Annotated in this window: 14 protein-coding genes and 1 riboswitch; all 14 genes read left to right on the plus strand. The window is 56.4% G+C overall.

The window, feature by feature from the left end; all coding sequences use genetic code 11:
- Positions 1–94 precede the first annotated feature (94 nt).
- Positions 95–226, plus strand: a riboswitch (SAM riboswitch).
- 84 nt (positions 227–310) lie between these two features.
- The 14 genes from metA to aroF all read left to right on the plus strand — a co-directional run bounded on the left by metA (position 311) and on the right by aroF (position 18,667).
- On the plus strand, positions 311–1,222 hold the full coding sequence (metA, locus tag AAFN83_RS00320; RefSeq protein WP_347766324.1) for a homoserine O-acetyltransferase MetA: 912 nt from the start codon (positions 311–313) through the stop codon (positions 1,220–1,222).
- Positions 1,223–1,235: 13 nt separating this feature from the next.
- Positions 1,236–2,411: a PLP-dependent transferase gene (locus AAFN83_RS00325; protein WP_347766325.1), complete on the plus strand. Its 1,176-nt coding sequence runs from the start codon at positions 1,236–1,238 to the stop codon at positions 2,409–2,411.
- Positions 2,408–3,592 (plus strand): trans-sulfuration enzyme family protein, encoded by a 1,185-nt coding sequence (locus tag AAFN83_RS00330; protein WP_347766326.1) that lies wholly within the window; start codon positions 2,408–2,410, stop codon positions 3,590–3,592. Before AAFN83_RS00325 ends, AAFN83_RS00330 begins: the two co-directional genes overlap by 4 nt.
- Before the next feature lie 211 nt (positions 3,593–3,803).
- Positions 3,804–5,153 (plus strand): EAL domain-containing protein, encoded by a 1,350-nt coding sequence (locus AAFN83_RS00335; RefSeq protein WP_347766327.1) that lies wholly within the window; start codon positions 3,804–3,806, stop codon positions 5,151–5,153.
- Positions 5,154–5,322: 169 nt separating this feature from the next.
- Positions 5,323–6,465, plus strand: coding sequence for a cyclic dehypoxanthinyl futalosine synthase (mqnC, locus tag AAFN83_RS00340; protein ID WP_347766328.1), 1,143 nt, complete (start codon positions 5,323–5,325; stop codon positions 6,463–6,465).
- A 121-nt stretch (positions 6,466–6,586) separates the two neighbouring features.
- A complete protein-coding gene (ytxC, locus tag AAFN83_RS00345; RefSeq protein ID WP_347766329.1) occupies positions 6,587–7,453 on the plus strand; it encodes a sporulation protein YtxC in 867 nt (288 codons plus the stop codon).
- Positions 7,454–7,843: 390 nt separating this feature from the next.
- A complete protein-coding gene (gene thrS / locus AAFN83_RS00350; protein ID WP_347766330.1) occupies positions 7,844–9,787 on the plus strand; it encodes a threonine--tRNA ligase in 1,944 nt (647 codons plus the stop codon).
- Between the two features lie 120 nt (positions 9,788–9,907).
- On the plus strand, positions 9,908–10,564 hold the full coding sequence (locus tag AAFN83_RS00355) for a 3D domain-containing protein (protein ID WP_347766331.1): 657 nt from the start codon (positions 9,908–9,910) through the stop codon (positions 10,562–10,564).
- A 180-nt stretch (positions 10,565–10,744) separates the two neighbouring features.
- Positions 10,745–12,136, plus strand: a complete 1,392-nt coding sequence (locus AAFN83_RS00360) for a methyl-accepting chemotaxis protein (RefSeq protein WP_347766332.1) — start codon at positions 10,745–10,747, stop codon at positions 12,134–12,136.
- A gap of 244 nt (positions 12,137–12,380) precedes the next feature.
- Positions 12,381–13,922, plus strand: coding sequence for a S1C family serine protease (locus tag AAFN83_RS00365; protein WP_347766333.1), 1,542 nt, complete (start codon positions 12,381–12,383; stop codon positions 13,920–13,922).
- Positions 13,923–14,093: 171 nt separating this feature from the next.
- Positions 14,094–14,786: a response regulator transcription factor gene (locus tag AAFN83_RS00370; RefSeq protein ID WP_347766334.1), complete on the plus strand. Its 693-nt coding sequence runs from the start codon at positions 14,094–14,096 to the stop codon at positions 14,784–14,786.
- Position 14,787: 1 nt separating this feature from the next.
- Positions 14,788–16,347 (plus strand): sensor histidine kinase, encoded by a 1,560-nt coding sequence (locus AAFN83_RS00375; RefSeq protein ID WP_347766335.1) that lies wholly within the window; start codon positions 14,788–14,790, stop codon positions 16,345–16,347.
- Positions 16,348–16,523: 176 nt separating this feature from the next.
- The gene (locus tag AAFN83_RS00380) at positions 16,524–17,468 is read left to right on the plus strand and encodes a 4-hydroxy-3-methylbut-2-enyl diphosphate reductase (RefSeq protein ID WP_347766336.1); all 945 of its coding nucleotides are present in this window, start codon (positions 16,524–16,526) and stop codon (positions 17,466–17,468) included.
- A 140-nt stretch (positions 17,469–17,608) separates the two neighbouring features.
- Positions 17,609–18,667 carry a 3-deoxy-7-phosphoheptulonate synthase gene (gene aroF / locus AAFN83_RS00385; protein WP_347766337.1) on the plus strand — a complete coding sequence of 353 codons (1,059 nt, stop codon included), beginning with the start codon at positions 17,609–17,611 and terminating at the stop codon, positions 18,665–18,667.
- Positions 18,668–18,960: the final 293 nt, after the last annotated feature.

Here is an 18,960-nt window from a genome sequence, read left to right on the forward strand (position 1 = left end):
TTCCAAGGAAAGGCCTCGGTAAATCCCCTTGACGGGCGGTGCATTTTTCAGTACAGTTAGAGTAATTTTTAGGACAATTGCATATCGAACGTTGCTCTTATCAAGAGTAGGTGGAGGGACTAGCCCGATGACACCCGGCAACCGGCAACCTGACGCGTGAAGCGAAGGGACGCACGGTGCTAATTCTTGCAGGACGCGCAAGCTGCGTGGATCTGAGAGATGAGAGAGGATACGCCCACATTTTTTGTGACCAAGCGGCCTTTCTCTATGGAGAAAGGCCCTTTTTTATACCAAAGGAGGAGTGAAGCAAGTGCCGATTAAAGTACCCGATCATCTGCCCGCGAAGGAAATCCTCAACGGGGAAAACATTTTTGTTATGGATGAGACTCGGGCTTTCCATCAAGACATCCGTCCCCTGAAGATTGTCATCTTGAATCTGATGCCGAACAAGGAGACGACCGAGACCCAATTGCTTCGCCTCCTCGGCAATACTTCGCTTCAAGTCGATGCCGTTCTGCTGCACCCGAAGACCCATCAATCCAAGAACACCTCGACCGAGCATCTTGAAGCCTTTTACAAAACCTTTGAGGACATTCGCCACCGCTACTTCGACGGGATGATCATCACGGGAGCGCCGGTGGAAACCTTGGATTTTGAAGAGGTCAACTACTGGGATGAGCTGAAGGAGATCATGGATTGGGCGAGGAGTCACGTCACGTCAACCCTCTACATCTGTTGGGCGGCGCAGGCGGGCCTCTATCACCACTTTGGCGTACCCAAGCACCCCCTTCCGGAAAAGATGTTCGGCGTGTTCCCGCACACGATCACCCGACGCAACGTAAAGCTCCTGCGCGGCTTCGATGATTGGTTCTATGTCCCGCAGTCCCGCCATACGGAGGTTCGCCGCGAGGACATCGAGCAGGTGCAGCAATTGGAGATTCTATCGGAATCCGAAGAATCGGGGGTCTACCTGGTCTCCGCGAACAACGGACGTGAAATCTTCGTTACGGGCCATTCTGAATATGATCCGCTGACGCTGAAATGGGAATACGACCGAGATGCCGCCAAGGGGATGGACGTTCAGATTCCGAAAAACTACTACCCGAACGATGACCCCAGCCGTGACCCGATCACGCTATGGAGAGGGCACGCCAACCTGTTGTTCTTGAATTGGCTGAACTATTACGTGTACCAAGAAACGCCTTACGACTGGAGCATATAGGAGGAGACCGTCCATGAAAATCGAAAGCCGCCTCGCCCAGATCGGTTCGGTTCAGGAGCCGGTTACGGGGGCCGTCAATTACCCGATCTACCTAGCCACCGCCTTTCGTCACCCCCGCCTCGGACAAAGCACCGGGTTCGATTATGCCCGAACCAAGAGCCCGACCCGCTCCGTGCTGGAGCAAGCTGCGGCGGAGCTGGAGGAAGGGGATGCCGGATTTGCCACCAGCTCCGGTATGGCAGCGCTCACGACGGTCTTCGCCCTCTTCCAGCAGGGTGATCATCTTCTCGTGTCGCTCGATCTGTACGGCGGGACCTTCCGGCTCATCGAGCAGATCATGACTCGTTTCGGCGTAACCGCCAGCTACGTGGACACGAACGACCTGGATGCTCTTGAAGAGAGCCGATGTTCCTCCACGAAGGCCGTCTTGATCGAGACGCCGACCAACCCGCTGATGATGGTGACCGACCTCGCCAAGGTGAGCGCATGGGCGCGAAAACACGGGCTTCTCACCATCGTGGACAACACGCTGCTCACTCCCTTCTTCCAGCGTCCGCTGGCTCTCGGTTGCGATATTGTCGTGCACAGCGCGACGAAATACCTGGGTGGTCACAATGATGTCCTCGCCGGTCTCATCGTGACAAAGGGCAAGGAACTGTCTGAGCGGATGGGCTTCCTGCACAACTCGTACGGCGCGGTGCTGGGGCCTCAGGATTCGTACCTGCTCATGCGCGGCATGAAGACGCTCGCTCTGCGCATGGAGCGTCACGAATCGAACGCGCTCGCCATCGCAAACCATCTGTTGAAGCATCCGCTGGTCTCGAATGTGTACCATCCCGGGCTGCCCGAGCATCCGGGTCACGATGTTCAGAAGGCGCAGGCTTCCGGCAACACGGGCATTTTCTCCTTCAAGGTGAAGGACGCGGTGCTCGTGGAGCCGATCCTCCGCCACCTGAAGCTGATCGCGTTCGCGGAAAGCCTGGGCGGCGTTGAATCGCTTCTGACGTACCCCACGGTACAAACGCATGCAGACATCCCGGAGGAGATTCGCCTCCGTGTCGGCGTCGACGACCGCCTGCTGCGCTTCTCCGTCGGCATCGAGCATGTCGATGACTTGATCGCCGATCTGGACCAGGCGTTCGCACAGGCCGATCAGGAAACGAAAGCGAAGGGAGAGTCGCCATCATGAGCCAGCCCGTCCGGACAGAATCCGAAGACGCTCCGAAACGCAAGGACCAGTTCGCCACCCGTCTCATTCATTTCGGGGCGGAGGTGGACAAGACGACCGGCGCTTCCAGCGTCCCGATCTATCAGGCGTCGACCTTCCACCACTTTTCCCTCGAGGAACCGCCGGAGTATGACTACTCCCGCTCAGGAAATCCGACTCGCCAGGCTCTGGAAGACTACATCGCCAAGCTGGAAGGCGGTGTGCGCGGCTTCGCCTTCTCTTCCGGCATGTCGGCCATCTCCACCGCCTTCCTGCTGCTGTCGGCCGGCGACCACCTCATCTGTACCGAGGATGTGTACGGTGGAACCTATCGTTTCCTTACGGTCATCGCCAAGCGGCTCGGTATCGAAACCACGTTCGTGGACATGACCGACCTGGAGGAGGTGAAGGCCGCGATCCAAGGCAACACGAAGGCGGTCTTCATGGAGACGCCTTCGAACCCCACGCTCAAGATTACGGATGTGGCGGCGATTACGAACTGGGCGAAGGAGCATGACCTGCTCACGCTCCTCGACAACACGTTCATGACGCCGTACCATCAGCGGCCGATTGAGCTCGGCGTGGACGTGGTTCTGCACAGCGCCACGAAGTTCCTTGGCGGGCATAGCGACGTGCTGGCGGGTCTCGCGGTGGCGGCGAACGAAAGCCTCGGGCGGCGGCTGAAGATGCTCCAGAACAGCCTGGGCTCTGTGCTCGGCGTGCAGGACAGCTGGCTTCTCATGCGCGGCATGAAGACGCTGCAGGCGCGGATGGAACATTCCGAGAAGAGCGCGCGCAAGCTGGCCGAATGGCTTGTGACTCGCCCGGAGATCGAGCGTGTCTACTACCCCGGGCTGGAAGACCACCCGGGCCGCGAGATTCACGAGCGGCAGTCCAGCGGTTATGGCGCAGTGGTTTGCTTCGATACGGGAAGCGGAGAGGCCGCCCGGAAGGTGCTCGACAAGGTGCGCTTGCCGCTTGTGGCTGTGAGCCTGGGAGCGGTGGAGAGCATCCTCTCCTACCCGGCGCTGATGTCGCATGCAGCGATGCCGAAGGACGTTCGGCATGCGCGCGGCATCGGAGACGGGCTCCTCCGGTACTCTGTCGGCCTGGAGGACATCGATGATTTGATTGCAGATTTGGAGCAAGCGTTGGAGGGATAAGCCCCCGCTTCGTTCTCGGGGTTGAATTCGCCTTATTTCCAGTCGGAAATAAGGCGTTTTTATTGAAATGCATGGCGGTGCATAATTATGCGTTTCGTCAAGATTGGGCCTGTCGGACGTGCGGTTCCTATGGTAAAATAGGCCAATACGATCGGGATGATTGAAAGCCTGGAGAGTGACGTGCCTGGAAGACACGCCCTAGGAGGACCACATGGACGCATTTCGTTACCGCACTTGGAAAGACACCTTGGATATGCTGCTCCGCTTGCCTCTGCCTTCGAGAAAATTGAAATACCTGCCTCCTGATTTTGTGCTTCGCGATCCCGTATTCTCTTCGCTGCATGCGGCGAGGCAAAAGGGCGAATCCTGCGCCCTGCTTTATTTGGCCAGGCCCAATCCCGATTCAGCCCCCATTCACTACACGCCTGCTCAGAGGAAACAGCTTCGCCGCGCCTTTGTCACTGCGCTGTCCACTGCCTTTGAGGAGAAGCATGTTCTGGGAGTGAAGCGGCTCGATATGGGCTATGGAATCTTCCTTCGCTTCTCCGAGCCCCTCGCGGTCGATCAGCTGGAGCATGGACTGGCGGTTGTCCAAAAGCGTCTGGAGGGCATGATTGCCAGTTGGGCGGAGACGTCCAGGGCCGTTCCGTTTCGCCTCACGTCCTCCTGCTGCCCCATTGAGAAATACCCGCTCTGCACAGAGGCGGCTGTCCGTTCTGCCGTTCATTATGCTCAAGCGCTTGCCGAGGGCCGCTTGCCGATGCATTTTGCCCGCTACCGGCAGGAGATGGTCGGCATCTTGAATGAGGAATCGATCTCGGTGCTGACACAGCCGATCTTGAGCCTGGAGAGCGGGGATGTGCTCGGCTGGGAGGTATTGACCCGCGGGCCTAAGCACACTCCCTTCCATATGCCCACGGAGCTGTTTGACTTCGCCCAACAGGCGGGTCTCCTCATTCCCATGGAATGGTTGGTTATCCGCAAGGCGTTTCAGGAGATCGCCCGCAAGGGCATTCAGGAGCAGGTGTTCATCAACATCACGCCGGTGACACTCTCCCAGCCCTCCTTGCTTGACAAAATGCTGGAATGGCTGAAGGATTATCCAAATGTCGAGCCCAGCCAAATCGTGCTCGAAATTACGGAGCGCCATTCGATCACGGACTTCTCACACATGTCGCAGATATTGGCTCGCTACCGGGCACACGGCTTTCGCTTTGCGATCGATGATGCCGGAGCAGGCTACGCCAGCTTGCAGACGATTTCGGAGCTGACACCAGATATCATCAAGATCGACAAGTCCGTGATTCGCGACATCGACCAGACGCTTATCAAGCAGTCTATGCTTCAAGCGCTCCTGCAGATGGCGGAATCCATCAAATGCAAGGTCATTGCCGAGGGGGTCGAACGCGAGGAGGAGGCGAATGTCCTCTGCCGCAATCGCGTTCATATGGGCCAAGGGTATTTCTTCTCGCGACCGCAGCCGGTTCAGTTTGAATACGGCGCTCATTTCGCCAGCGTGAAGGAGAAGATCATTCAGCTCCGCGAAGCGAGCTGCCTGTAATCCGAATCATCCAGAGAAGCCCGAGTGGCTTCTTTTTTGCTTACGCGCAGGCTTACGTCCGCCTGTCAGGCTGGGGCGTTCGGTTCGACGGGAGACAGGGTCTGTGCTACCATAGAAGCATACGTCACATTTTTGACACACCACTTGTTAGGAAAGGGGAGAGAACCGGGTGAGCGCCATCGATTCGATTTTGGCCAAGGCTTTGCTCGGACACCGACTCACGGTAGAGGACGGAATCGCCCTCTTTGAATCGGATGAAATCGAGAAACTGGGGGACACCGCCAACCGCATCATGCAAAAATGGCATCCCGACCCGGTGACGACCTTTGTCATCGGCCGCAACGTGAACTACACCAACATTTGCGATACGTATTGCCGGTTCTGCGCCTTCTATCGGGCACCGGGTTCGCCAGAGGGTTATGTCCTGTCGGACGAGACCATCTTCCGCAAGATTCAGGAGACGATCGACGTCGGCGGAACGGAGATTCTCATGCAGGGCGGCACCAATCCCGACCTTCCGTTCTCTTATTACCTGGACCTCCTCCGCGGCATCAAGCAGCGGTTTCCTTCCATTACCATGCACTCCTTCTCGCCTGCCGAGATCTTGAAGATGCAGGAGGTTTCGGGCGGTTTGTCTCTGGAGGAAGTCGTTCGCCAACTGCATGAAGCCGGACTCGATTCCTTACCGGGAGGCGGCGCAGAGATTCTTGACGATCGAACCCGCAGCAAGATCAGCCGCAAGAAGGGCTCGTGGAAGGACTGGATGCAGGTCATGGAGACCGCGCATTCCGTCGGCATGAACACGACCGGTACGATGGTCATCGGCTTCGGGGAAACGCTGGAGGAGCGCGTGCTTCACCTCGACCGCATTCGGTCGGCGCAGGACCGGACTCAGGCTGCCGGGCATCCGACAGAGGGCTTCCTCGCCTTCATTCCGTGGACTTTCCAGCCGGATAACACGAACATGAGCAAGACCGAGAAGGCGACCCCGGAGGAGTACCTGAAGACGCTCGCCATCAGTCGGATTTACCTGGACAACATCCCGAACTTTCAAGCCTCCTGGGTCACGATGGGACCGGAGATCGGGAAGCTCACGCTCTCGTACGGCTGCAATGATTTTGGTAGTACCATGATTGAGGAGAACGTGGTCTCCGCCGCAGGAACGACTCATAAGGTCAACATCGGCTCCACGCTGTCTCTCATCCGCGAAGCAGGCAAAATCCCCGCACAGCGCAACACTCGCTACGAAATCGTCCGCACCTTCGAGGACGATGCCGCCGTGGAAAAGGACTTTGTGATGCAAAACGGCTGAGCCGACTCTGCCAAATACTTGATTGTATATCCCCACCTGCCGGACCATATACTTTACTGTGTCGCAAGAGCACGGCGTGCTTAAACGGCACGTCCTAAGGACCGGTAAGGGGGGCTTCTCGTTGGATCAAATTTGGATCACGCTGATGAACCGTACCGATGGCAAGGCGAAGAAGCTCCGGGATCTTCTGCACGAGCAGATCGGAACGCTGTCCTTCCTTGTTTCTTTGGATCAGGAAGATCACTTGCACCATACGGTGTTTTGTTGCTCCCGGATCGGCGATGTCAAATGGTCTTCCTCTGACATCCGCAAAATCCGTCGCGAGCTGGCGCGAGCCGTCACTCGCTACATCATGGAGGAAGAAGAGGAGACGCTGCTTCGGCAGATCGTCCAGCGCGAATACCGATATACCGCCGAACAGGACCTGGAAAAGCTGCTCGGCTTTTGCCGTCTGTCAGCCGGATCCGAGGAACCCGCCCGGAAAAAGGCGCAGGCCATCCGTCACTTTCGCGGGTTATCCGAGACGGTTGAGGCTTGCCTTCATCAGAACAGCTTCGTGAATGTGGAGGGGATCATGGCATTTCGCCTTGGTTCTTATCGGTCGGAGCTGAAGGATACGGTGGATTATGCGGTTGATGAATACTTAATGGATAAGCAATACCAGGAGTTCATCTCTCTGTTGAAGTATTTTGTGTACATTCAGCAGGTAAAGGTGCCCTCTGTTCATGTGATGCACAGGGGCGGCTCGGAATTTGAGCTGCTGGACGACAAGCTGGAAGCGCTGGAGCCGATTCGTTCCGAGGGAGGCATCACCTTCGAAACGCTGGAAAAGGAGCTCAACTTTGAGGATCTGATCGTGAGCAGCCTGATCACCATGGCCCCGGAACGCATCTACATCCACACCCAGGCTCCCGATACACAGGTCATTCGAACCATTCGTCAAATCTTTGAGGACCGGGTGATCCTCTGCGACGGTATCGCCAAGTAACCAGGAATGGAAGGGAATTGACTTCCGGCAGATTCCTTTCTTATAATGAAAGGGATAGCCAGTGACGGCTTTGACCAAAGACACGAATCGTCCGTACCCGCGGTCCAGAGAGAGAAGCGTTCGGTGCAAGCTTCTTCCGGCTGGTGGTCGATTTACCCCTTTGCAGCCGCGGGAAGGAAAGCGCACGTTCCGGGAAGGTTTTTGCTCGGGCTTTCGCCAGTATGTCTCGCCGGATCATCCCCGATACCGGATGCCAGAGGACAGCTGGATCAACCGCGCACACGCCGGAGTTTCGCTGTCGAAGTAGGGTGGAACCACGAGTCCGACACGCACTCGTCCCTTGGGACGATGCGTGTTTTTTATTTTCTCACAGAAAGAGGAGAGCGGAACATGTTGATTCACGTCACGCTGCCCGATGGAGCCGTTCGCGAATATGCCGCCGGAGTTACGGTGGAAACGATCGCGGAGTCGATCAGCTCGGGGCTGAAGAAGAACGCCATTGGCGGGAAGGTAAACGGAAAGGCGGTTGACCTGACCAAGGCTTTGCATGAGGATGCAGCCATCGAGATTTTGACGCTGGACAGCCCGGACGGACTGGAAATCATGCGCCACAGCACGGCCCACTTGATGGCACAGGCCATCAAGCGCTTGTATGGAGCGAATGTTCATCTGGGAGTTGGACCGGTCATCGAGGACGGCTTCTATTACGACATCGACCTGGATACTCCGATCTCGTCGGAGGATCTGAACAAGATCGAGAAGGAAATGGACAAGATTATCAAGGAGAACCTGCCGATTACGCGCCGGGAAGTGACCCGCGAGCAAGCGCTGCGCATCTACGAGCAGCAAGGCGATCCTCTTAAGGTGGAGCTGATCAACGATCTGCCCGAGGATTCGATCATCAGCATATACGATCAAGGTGAATTCTTTGACCTTTGCCGCGGGCCTCACTTGCCTTCAACAGGCCGAATCAAAGCCTTCAAGCTGCTTAGCGTAGCCGGCGCTTACTGGCGCGGAGACGCCAAGAACAAGATGCTTCAGCGCATCTATGGTACGGCCTTTGCAAAGAAGGCCGAATTGGACGAGCATCTGCACCTTCTGGAAGAAGCCAAGAAGCGCGACCACCGCAAGCTCGGCCGCGACCTGAAGATCTTCACCTTCTCCCGCGAAGTCGGCCAAGGGCTTCCGATTTGGCTTCCCGCCGGCGCGAAGCTTCGCCGCACGATGGAACGCTACATCGTTGACCTCGAAGAGCGCCTCGGCTACAGCCACGTCTATACGCCGGTGCTCGCCAACGTCGAGTTGTACAAGACCTCGGGTCACTGGGAGCACTACCAGGAAGACATGTTCCCGAAGATGGTGCTCGACAATGAAGAGCTCGTCCTGCGCCCGATGAACTGCCCTCACCACATGATGGTGTACAAGAGCGACATGCGCAGCTACCGCGACCTGCCGCTTCGGATCGCCGAGCTCGGCACGATGCACCGCTACGAAATGTCCGGGGCACTCACGGGCCTTCACCGCGTTCGCGCCATGACCTTGAATGACGCTCATATCTTCTGCCGTCCGGATCAGATCAAGGAAGAATTCGCCCGCGTTATCAACCTGATCAAGCAGGTCTATGAAGATTTTGGCATCAAGGACTACCGTTTCCGCCTGTCCTACCGGGACCCGAAGGACACGGAAAAGTACTTCCCGAACGATGAAATGTGGGAAATGTCCCAGCGCATGCTGAAGGAAGTCGTGGAAGAGCTAGGCTTGCCTTATTATGAAGCCGAAGGCGAAGCCGCGTTCTACGGACCGAAGCTGGACGTGCAGATCCGCACGGCGCTCAAGAAGGAAGAAACGCTGTCCACCGCCCAACTCGACTTCCTCCTGCCGGAGCGCTTCGAGCTGGAATACGTCGGCGACGACGGCCAGAAGCACCGCCCGGTGGTCATTCACCGCGGCATCATCAGCACCGCGGAGCGCATGACCGCGTTCCTGTTGGAGAACTTCGCCGGAGCGCTTCCGACGTGGCTCGCACCGACGCAAGCCAAGATTCTGCCGGTCACGACTGCGCTTGAGCCCTATGCGAAGGAAGTCACCGAGAAGCTGCTTGACGCTGGCATTCGCGCCGAGTATGACGGCCGCAACGAGAAGCTCGGTTACAAGATCCGCGAAGCCCAATTGGAAAAGATCCCCTACATGCTCGTCGTTGGGGAAAAGGAAGCCGAGGAAGGCACCTTCTCCATCCGCAAGCGGGGCGAAGGCGACATCGGGGCGAAGAGCGTCGATGAGACCGTCGCGCTGATTCTTGCCGATATCCGCAACAAGAGCAGAGACAGCGAATAATCTCACGTACACGAATAGAGCCGGTTGAACAGGGCAACCTACCGAGAGGATCGGTCTAAAGGAAAGGGCACAACGTCTGCCTTTCTGGCCGATCCGTTATCGGAAAGGGTGATTTATGCCATGTTAGCCGGCTCGAAGCTTCGGGCCATCTGGCTTCCGATGGGCCTCCTGCTTGCATGCGGAGGAATGGCCTTGGTGGAAAGCGAGGCCTTATCGGAGCCTGCCGGGCACAAGCCTTCGGTCACGTCGATGCCATCTGCGGGTCCGGCAACGCCGCTCGCATCCGCTGTGGTGGTGAAGCCGTCACCGGTGAGGCTTTCCCAGACGGAGCCGAGAGGGGAAGATCCGACGGAAGCCGTGTTTTCCTTCCTGGAGCCCCGTCATTTCAAGGCGGTAGAGGTAACGGCAACCGGATACTACGCGGGTCGAGAATCGACAGGCAAGTCACCGGGACATCCGGAATACGGCATCACATTTTCCGGTGTTCGGGTGCGCAAAGCGCTCTTTTCCACCGTCGCGGCAGACCCGAAGGTATTCCCGCTCGGCACGATTCTGTATATTCCCGGATACGGGTACGGAGTGGTGGCGGATACGGGAAGTGCCATTAAGGGAAAGAAGCTGGACCTTTACTTCGAAACGAAGAAACAAGTCTACGAGCGTTGGGGCAAGAAGAAGGTTCAGGTCTCCATCCTTCGATGGGGAGAGGGGCGAGTAACTGAGGCGTTGCTGGATCGGTTAAACGGAATCGCCGAGGTGACGGCCCCGGAAGCGCCATAAGTCTTCGCGATGCGAGCCCATGCTTGGATCAGACTTGGTATACACGAAACGGGAAAGGCGTTCGCAAGGCAGCGGACGTCTTTTTTGTGGTTTGATATGGAAAAATACATGACATGGTTCTTTCCATGAGCTGCCAGCCCGCGCTATAATGTGAAAAAAATGACGAAATCGGGTGGCCTCGTGTCGAGATGGCGGACGTGGTTTGAGAATGGAAGCTCAGAGAAGGCGAACGACGCAAAGGGATCCACGGAGTATTATCGCAATCTGGTTAACGAAGCTCAGGTGGCGGCAGACCGCCTGCATGCGATTATGGAAGAGCTGGAGGCTTCCTCCGGGCAGTTGACGTACATCGCGGAATCCTCCACACGGGCAGAGGAGACCCTGCAGGAACGAAGCCGGGAAGTTCTGGACGGAATCCGCGAAACCTCGAAGACGATTGAGGAAGCGGCTGCGAGCGCAGAGCAAATTCAACGTTCCTCGACCTCGATCCATCAAGAGAGTGCCAGCATCCAAGAGTCGGTCGACTCCGTATGTCGGGTGCTGGAGAACACGGAACGGGTCATGCAGCGGCTTCGAGCTTCGCAGCAGGCCGCAGACGAACGAATGGTGGAGCTTAGTCAGGGAACGCTGGAGCTCCAGGAGGTTAACCGTTTCCTCCATGAGGTGGTCAATCGCACGTCGCTTCTTGCGCTCAATGCCTCCATCGAGGCGGCTAGAGCAGGCGAGAGCGGCCGCGGCTTTGCGGTGGTTGCCCGGGAAGTGCGCCAACTGGCGGACCAGAGCAAGGAAGCGGTCGAGCGGTCGACCGGGATTATTGCGAAGATCGAACAGTTGGTGGAGCAGGTGGAGACCGCCTTTCAGGAAGAAGGGCAGGATGTTCTGGAGAGCGTGCAGGGTATGGCCGAGACGAAGAGGGGGATGGACCGGATTGCCGAGCAAAACCGCGAGGTCCATCGCTGGATCGAAATCGCGGAAGCAGACAGCCGTTCGCAATCCCGCTTGATGAAGCAAGCAACGGATCGGCTTGTCCCTGTCGTGGAAACGGTGGATGCGACTCTCTGCTCTGTAGATGACACCTTGGGGCTCATGCAGCGCCAAAGGGAACAGATTTCGCGGCTAGGGGAGGTTTCTCAGAGCCTTAGAGGCACGTCGTCCGAATTGCTCGACTCCCTTCGGATTTCAGACGATGCGGGGCTTCCTCAGCTGTCCGAAGAGAATGCGGCGGAGATTGCGCGAATGCTCGAAAGGCTGTCGACAGAGGCGGTTCTCCGCCGATTGGATCCGACTGCTCATGCATCTCGGCTTCGTCAAGTGCTGACCGAAGGACGCTACGGTCTGGAGGCCATCTGGTCCAACCAGGCGGACGGGAGCTTTCTGACCTCCCTTCCCGAGGCAGGATTGATGAATGCGAAGGGAAGAGAGTGGTGGAAGCGAGCGATGGATGGAGATACCTTTCTGTCGCCAGTCTATATTTCGGCCATCACCAAGCGGGCTTGCTTCACGGTCTCTTGCCCCATCCGAAACGAGGATGGGGCAGTGGTCGGTGTGTTGGGCGCTGATTTTCGGGTATAGGGTTGGAAGGGCTTCTTTTCCGGGATTCCCGGCTTTTTCTGAGGGCTTTGCCTTGTCATTTGGGGCATAGCCCTCTATGCTTTTATAGAAGAATCACTTTTTTAAGTTGCTTTTAGTTGGCTTTAAGGTTTCGTTAAGCTTTTTGGTGATAATGAAAAGAGAAGGGACACATGATCCCACGAGTTATTCGCGAAGGACATTCGTCTCGCTATCATAAGATTGAAGAAAGAGGAGGTACATGAAGATGGAAGACAACAAACGGGATTTCGATGATTTCTTCCGGGATGGCGTGAAACGCGATTCCGAGCCGCAAGAATCGAAGCAGGCGGATGAGCCTGCTGCTCAAAAGGATGAGCAGGATAACCCCTCCTACTACTATTCGTATGGACCTTATAAATCGGAGGAACAGCCCCCTGCCCAGGCGGCAGTGCAAGAAGAGGTGGAAATGACGCCTCCGCGTCCGGTTCGCCCGCTGGATGTAACCCCCCGCCCGGCTTACCAATGGGCCCCGAGCGAGCCTCCCAAGAAAAAGAAGCGCTCGCGGTTCATGTCCACGATGGCGACAGTGCTGGCAACGGCCCTTGTGACCGGCGGCCTGATGTTCGCTTCGGACCACTACAACCTGTTCACCGGCAAAGAGGCAGAGACGACCTCCGGCCGCACGGCGAACGCCGCAACGGTGAGCACGGCAAACGGAAGCGCCAAGAACGTGGTGGATGTCGTTCGCCCAGACAACATCCCGACCATTGTTCAGAATTCAAGCCCGGCCGTCGTCAAGATCGTTACGCTTCAGAAGCCGACGAGCCGTTCCAGCTCCTCCTCGTTGTTCGATGATCCGCTGTTCCGTCAGTTCTTTGGAGACAGCGGGCAGAACAACAGCCAGAACCAATCCAACCAGGAGCCGCAAATATCCGGCTACGGGTCCGGCTTCATTTTCGAAAAGAGCGGCTATATCCTGACGAACCAGCACGTGATCTCGGGCGCTGACGCTGTCCAAGTCTACGTAGAAGGAAAAGACGAGCCGTATACAGCCGAAGTGCTCGGCAACAGCTCGGATCTTGACCTCGCCGTTCTGAAGATTAAGGGCAATTCGGACTTCCCGACTCTGCCGCTTGCCGCCAACATCGACAATGCCAACGTCGGGGATTGGGTCGTCGCCATCGGGAATCCATACGGCATGGATCACACCGTCACAGTCGGCGTGCTGAGTGCCAAGGAACGGTCTATTGAGATCCAAGACGGCAGCACCGTTCGCAAATACAAGCACCTGATGCAAACCGACGCCTCGATTAACCCGGGGAACTCGGGCGGTCCGCTCCTGAACCTGAACGGGGAAGTCATTGGCATCAATACGGCGATCAACTCCGAAGCGCAGGGCATCGGCTATGTAGTGCCGATCAGCACGATCAACGAAGTCGTTGACAAGCTGAAGAACAACGTGGAAATTCCGAAGGAACCGGTGCCTTACTTGGGTGTACAATTGACTGAAATTCTTCAATCCTATGTACAAGAACTGGGCCTTGAAAACACGAACGGAGCTATGGTGAAGGAAGTCGTTATGGGCAGTCCGGCCTTTAAGGCAGGCATCAAATCCTATGATGTGATTCTTTCGGTGAATGGCAAAGAGATCAAGACAAGCCAAGCCCTTGTTGACACGGTTCAAACGCTGAAGGTTGGAGATAAAGCCGTTCTCGGTATCGTTCGTGACGGCAAGAAGATGGAGATCACGGTGACGGTTGGCGACAGCTCGAAGCTGCAAACCAGCACCTCCACCAGCAACGATTGATTGCTCATCAACGGAATGCGAGCAGACGGCGGGGCCCCGCGCCGTCTGCTTTTTTCATAAGCAAGAGAGGGGTGGACAGCGGTCCCGGGATCGGGAATAATGAAGACACATTCGTACTCATGGGCTCGAAACCCTCGATGCCGACAGATAGGTGCAGAAAGCAGGGATTTCATGCGTGAACAGATCTTGGTGATTGATGATGATGAGAAGATTACCTCCATGCTCCGGCGGGGACTCGCGTTTGAAGGCTATGCCGTAACGACCGCTAACGACGGCTTGGAAGGCTTGAAGAAGATGATGGAAGCGGAGCCCAACTTGATCATATTGGATATCATGATGCCGCGGGTGGACGGCTGGGAGGTGTGCCGCCGCATTCGGGAGAGCGGCAGTCAGGTGCCCATTCTCATGCTGACCGCAAAGGATGAAGTATCCGATCGGGTGAAGGGGCTCGACATGGGTGCGGACGATTACCTCATCAAGCCATTTGCGTTGGAGGAGCTTCTGGCCCGCGTTCGGGTGATGCTGAGAAGGCTGAGTGAGAAAGGCGATGCTTCATCGGCAAATCGCCTCGTCTATGACGATCTCGCACTGGACCCCGACACGCGCGAGGTATTTCGAGGAGAGCAGCGCATTGACTTGACGACGAAGGAGTTCGATCTTCTTCAGCTGTTCTTGCTCAATCCGAAGCGGGTGCTATCTCGCGATCTCATCATGGAGAAGATTTGGGGCTATGACTACAGCGGAGAATCAAATGTTCTGGAGGTGTACATCGCCCTTCTGCGGCAGAAGACGGAGGGGTTCGGGCACAAGCGCATCATCCAAACCGTTCGCGGCGCGGGTTATGTTCTGAGAGGGGATTCCTAGTATGTCTATACGCAAGAGGCTGACACTCTGGTATTCCTTCCTTCTCGGTACCCTCCTGCTGGTATTCGGCATTGGCCTATACACCTACATTTCGGTTAAGCTGTACGACAACCAGGATCGGGAAATGGCGGTTCTGGCGAGTGACCTCATGGTCAACGGCATGGAGATTTCGTCGAATCCCATTACCGGTCAAGTTGGGCTGTCCTTGCCGAACAAAGTGAATTTCCGCTATTCCGGCTATGCCGTTCAGGTGGTCGATCCAGGTGACGGAAGCATCATCAAATCGCTGCTACCGCAGGGGCAAGAACTGCCTCGATCAACAGAATCGATCAAGAAAGCGGTGGAAGACTCGACCGCTATTCAGAATCAGCGAATCGGCCAATCTAACTGGCGGTTCTTATATGTGGCCCTGCGGAGCGAAAGCTTGTTCAAAGGAGAGCCGTTCGGGGTTATGCAGATTGGAGTGCGGATCGATAGCATCGTGATCGTGCTCTCGCAGGTATCCCGATTCCTGATCATGCTGTCGCTCGTTGTTATCGCAGCAGCAGCATCCAGCGGGTGGTACCTGTCTCGGAAGGCGCTTCGCCCGATCGAGCAGATCATTCACACAACCGGGCTCATTCAGAGCAGCGACGACCTGGGCCGCCGCATTGAGTATAAGGGACCGCCAGATGAAGTGGGGCTCCTGACGGAGACCATCAACGGCATGTTAGATCGTGTAGAGGCGACGTACCGCGATCTGGAGGAATCCGACCGCATGCAGCGGCGCTTCGTCTCGGACGCCTCGCACGAGCTGCGCACGCCGCTTACGACCATTCGCGGTAATGTGGAGTTCCTGGAGAAGGTGTGGCGTCAGGGCAAAAACCCCGGAGGCATGTCGGAGGAAGAGAAGATGGAGCTGTCGCTTGAGGCGATGGCGGACATTGCCGGCGAAGCCAGCCGCATGAGCCGGCTCGTCAATGATCTGCTTGCACTCGCTCGCGCCGACTCCGGCCGAGAGATGGAGATGGAAGAGGTGGAATTCCGTTCGCTGGTCGAGGATGTGTACCGCAAAGCGGCGCTGCTTCCGAAGAAAGCAGAGTGGCGGCTCGGCGACCTGTCCCCGCTCGCCAGGGCCCTGGTAACCGGCAACTCCGATTCGCTCCGGCAGATGCTGTTCATCTTCATTGAGAATGCGTTCAAGTATACCCCCGAAGGCTACGTTGTGTTGGAGGGCTTGTCGGCTCCCGGACAGGTGGGCGTCCTCATCCGCGATACGGGAATCGGCATGGATAAGGATGAGGTGCCGCACATCTTCGAACGGTTTTACCGAGCGGACGAATCTCGCGGCAAGACGAGCGGAACCGGGCTGGGGCTCTCCATAGCCAAATGGATCATTGATCAGCACCGGGGTTCCATCGAGGTGACGACTCGGCTGGGCGAAGGCTCCGTCTTTAAAATCTGGCTGCCTGCGAAGGAAGCCCCCTCACTGCCGACGGGCGAAGTGCCCGCATTAAAGGAAGCCGACTCTCCAGCGGTTGAAGGTTTGGATTCAAAGGGTGTTGACTCGAAAGAAGAATAAAGCGGTACACATTAGGAAACCGGTTGGCCCAGAGGGCAGCCGGTTTCCTTTTCTACGATAGGCGAATGCGTTATACTGAAACGAGCAAGAGAAAGCTCCATGGGAGCGATTCTTGTGGGTTCCCCATCCTGGAAGTCTTGGATGGAAGGTTTTCATAGAAGGAGGGTATTCGGAAAATGGAAGTGGTCAAAATCTCACCGCGCGGCTACTGCTACGGCGTAGTGGACGCGATGGCGCTGGCCATGTCGGCCGCCCGCAACCTGGACTTGCCCCGTCCCATTCACATATTAGGCATGATCGTTCATAATTCGCATGTGACGCAATTTTTTGAGGAAGAAGGCATCATCACGCTGGACGGCAGCAACCGCCTCGAAATCCTGGAGACCATTCAGGAAGGATCGGTTATCTTCACAGCTCACGGGGTTTCACCTGAGGTGCGCAAGCGGGCTCGGGAGAAAGGACTGACGGTCATGGACGCAACCTGCCCGGATGTGACCAAGACGCATGACCTGATCCGCGAGAAGGTAGCGGAAGACTATGAGGTCATCTACATTGGGAAAAAGGGACATCCCGAGCCGGAAGGAGCGGTCGGGATTGCGCCCGGTCGGGTTCATTTGATCGAGAAAGCCGAAGAGATCGACATGCTTGCTCCGTCCACCGACAAGCTCATTATCACCAACCAGACGACCATGAGCCAATGGGACATACGCGAGATCATGAACAGGCTCATTGCGCGGTTCCCCTCTGCTGAGATTCACAACGAGATCTGCCTCGCCACGCAGCTTCGCCAGGAAGCGGTGGCCGAGCAGGCGAAGGAGGCCGATCTGGTCATCGTCGTCGGCGACCCGAAGAGCAACAATTCCTGTCGGCTGGCCCAAGTCTCCGAGGAGATCGCCGGCGTTAAGGCCTACCGAATCGCGGACATCACGGAGCTGAATACCGAATGGTTGAAGCCGCTTCGCAAAGTGGCGATCACCTCCGGCGCGTCAACCCCGACCCCGATTACCAAGGAAGTCATTCAGTATCTGGAGCAATATGACGTGAACGTTCCTTCTACTTGGGAGATCGTGCGAACCCTGAACAAGAAAAAGCTCATTCCCGTAGCGAAGGTTCGTGAATAGCTTCAGGAAGCGGTAAAGGAAGGACCGAGCAGGGATTGACACTCGGTCCTTTTCGCGTTATAGTTGCTTTAGCGATTAAAAGCGTATAAGCGTTGAAGTGTAAAACTAAACTTGTTCATTAGAATAATGGAGGAATCGTCATGATCGTTATTACATCCAATCAGACTCCGGACGAACGGATTGCGGAGATCGTTCGGTATATCGAGAAGCATGATCTGAAGACGCATCTGTCCCGTGGGGAAGATCATACCGTTATCGGCATCATTGGCAAGATTGAGCCGAAGCTGGCCGAGCATCTGCGTCAGATGCAGGGTGTGGCGCAAGTGATCAAGATTTCCAAGTCCTATAAGCTCGCAAGCCGTGACTTTCAACCGACGGATACCGTCATCGACATCAAGGGTGTGCAAATCGGCGGCCCAGACCTCGTCGTGATGGGTGGCCCCTGTGCGGTGGAATCCCCGAAGCAGATCGATGAGATCGCCCGTCTTGTTAAGCAAGCGGGAGGACAGGTGCTTCGCGGCGGCGCATTCAAGCCTCGCACCGGTCCGTACAGCTTCCAAGGGGTCGGGGTTGAGGGCTTGGAGATGATGGCTGAAGCCGGCGCCAAGCATGGCCTGCTTACCATTACGGAGGTTATGACACCGGAATACGTGGATGTATGCGCGAAGTACGCTGACATCCTGCAGGTCGGAACGCGCAACATGCAGAACTTCGATCTGCTTCGCAAGCTGGGGACCATTCAGACTCCAGTCCTGCTTAAGCGCGGCTTCAGTGCCACCTACGACGAATTCCTGAACGCGGCGGAATACATCCTGGCCGGCGGCAATCCGAACGTTATGCTGTGCGAGCGAGGAATCCGGACCTTCGAAACCTACACGCGCAATACGCTGGATCTTGCTGCGATTCCGGTACTGAAGCAGCTCAGCCATTTGCCTGTCATCTCTGATCCGAGCCACGGGACCGGGCGGCGTGAACTCGTCGAACCGATGACCAAGGCGTCTGTAGCGGCAGGAGCCGACGGTCTCATCATCGAGATGCATACCGATCCGGACAACTCGATGACGGGAGACGGGGTGCAATCGCTGTTCCCGGATCAATTCTCCCGGTTGCTGGAGGATCTTGAGAAGCTGGCCCCGATCGTCGGCAAGCGGTTTGAGACGGCCAAAGAGCCGGTATTGACTGGATCGTGGGCGCTTTAATCTATTACCCCTTCATGTCTTCCGGCCATATACAGGAACCAAAGCGAAGCGAGTTTTGCTTCGCTTTTTCCATTTATCGCTTCGTAAAGGCAAGAGCGCGTCTGCTTGCCGAACAATTTGTCAAATGCATGAACGAAAAAACAAAAGGTGTTAGTAAACCTTACACAAGTCAAAAAAATAGCTCACATAAGTATTGACGAACCATAGGGATCGATTTATAATTATCGCAAGATTGAGATCGAAAACCTGAACGTTAATCATGGATAATTGATAAATGTTCGGAATTTGGGAGG

The organism is Gorillibacterium sp. CAU 1737, assembly GCF_039888655.1.
GTDB lineage: Bacteria > Bacillota > Bacilli > Paenibacillales > NBRC-103111 > Gorillibacterium.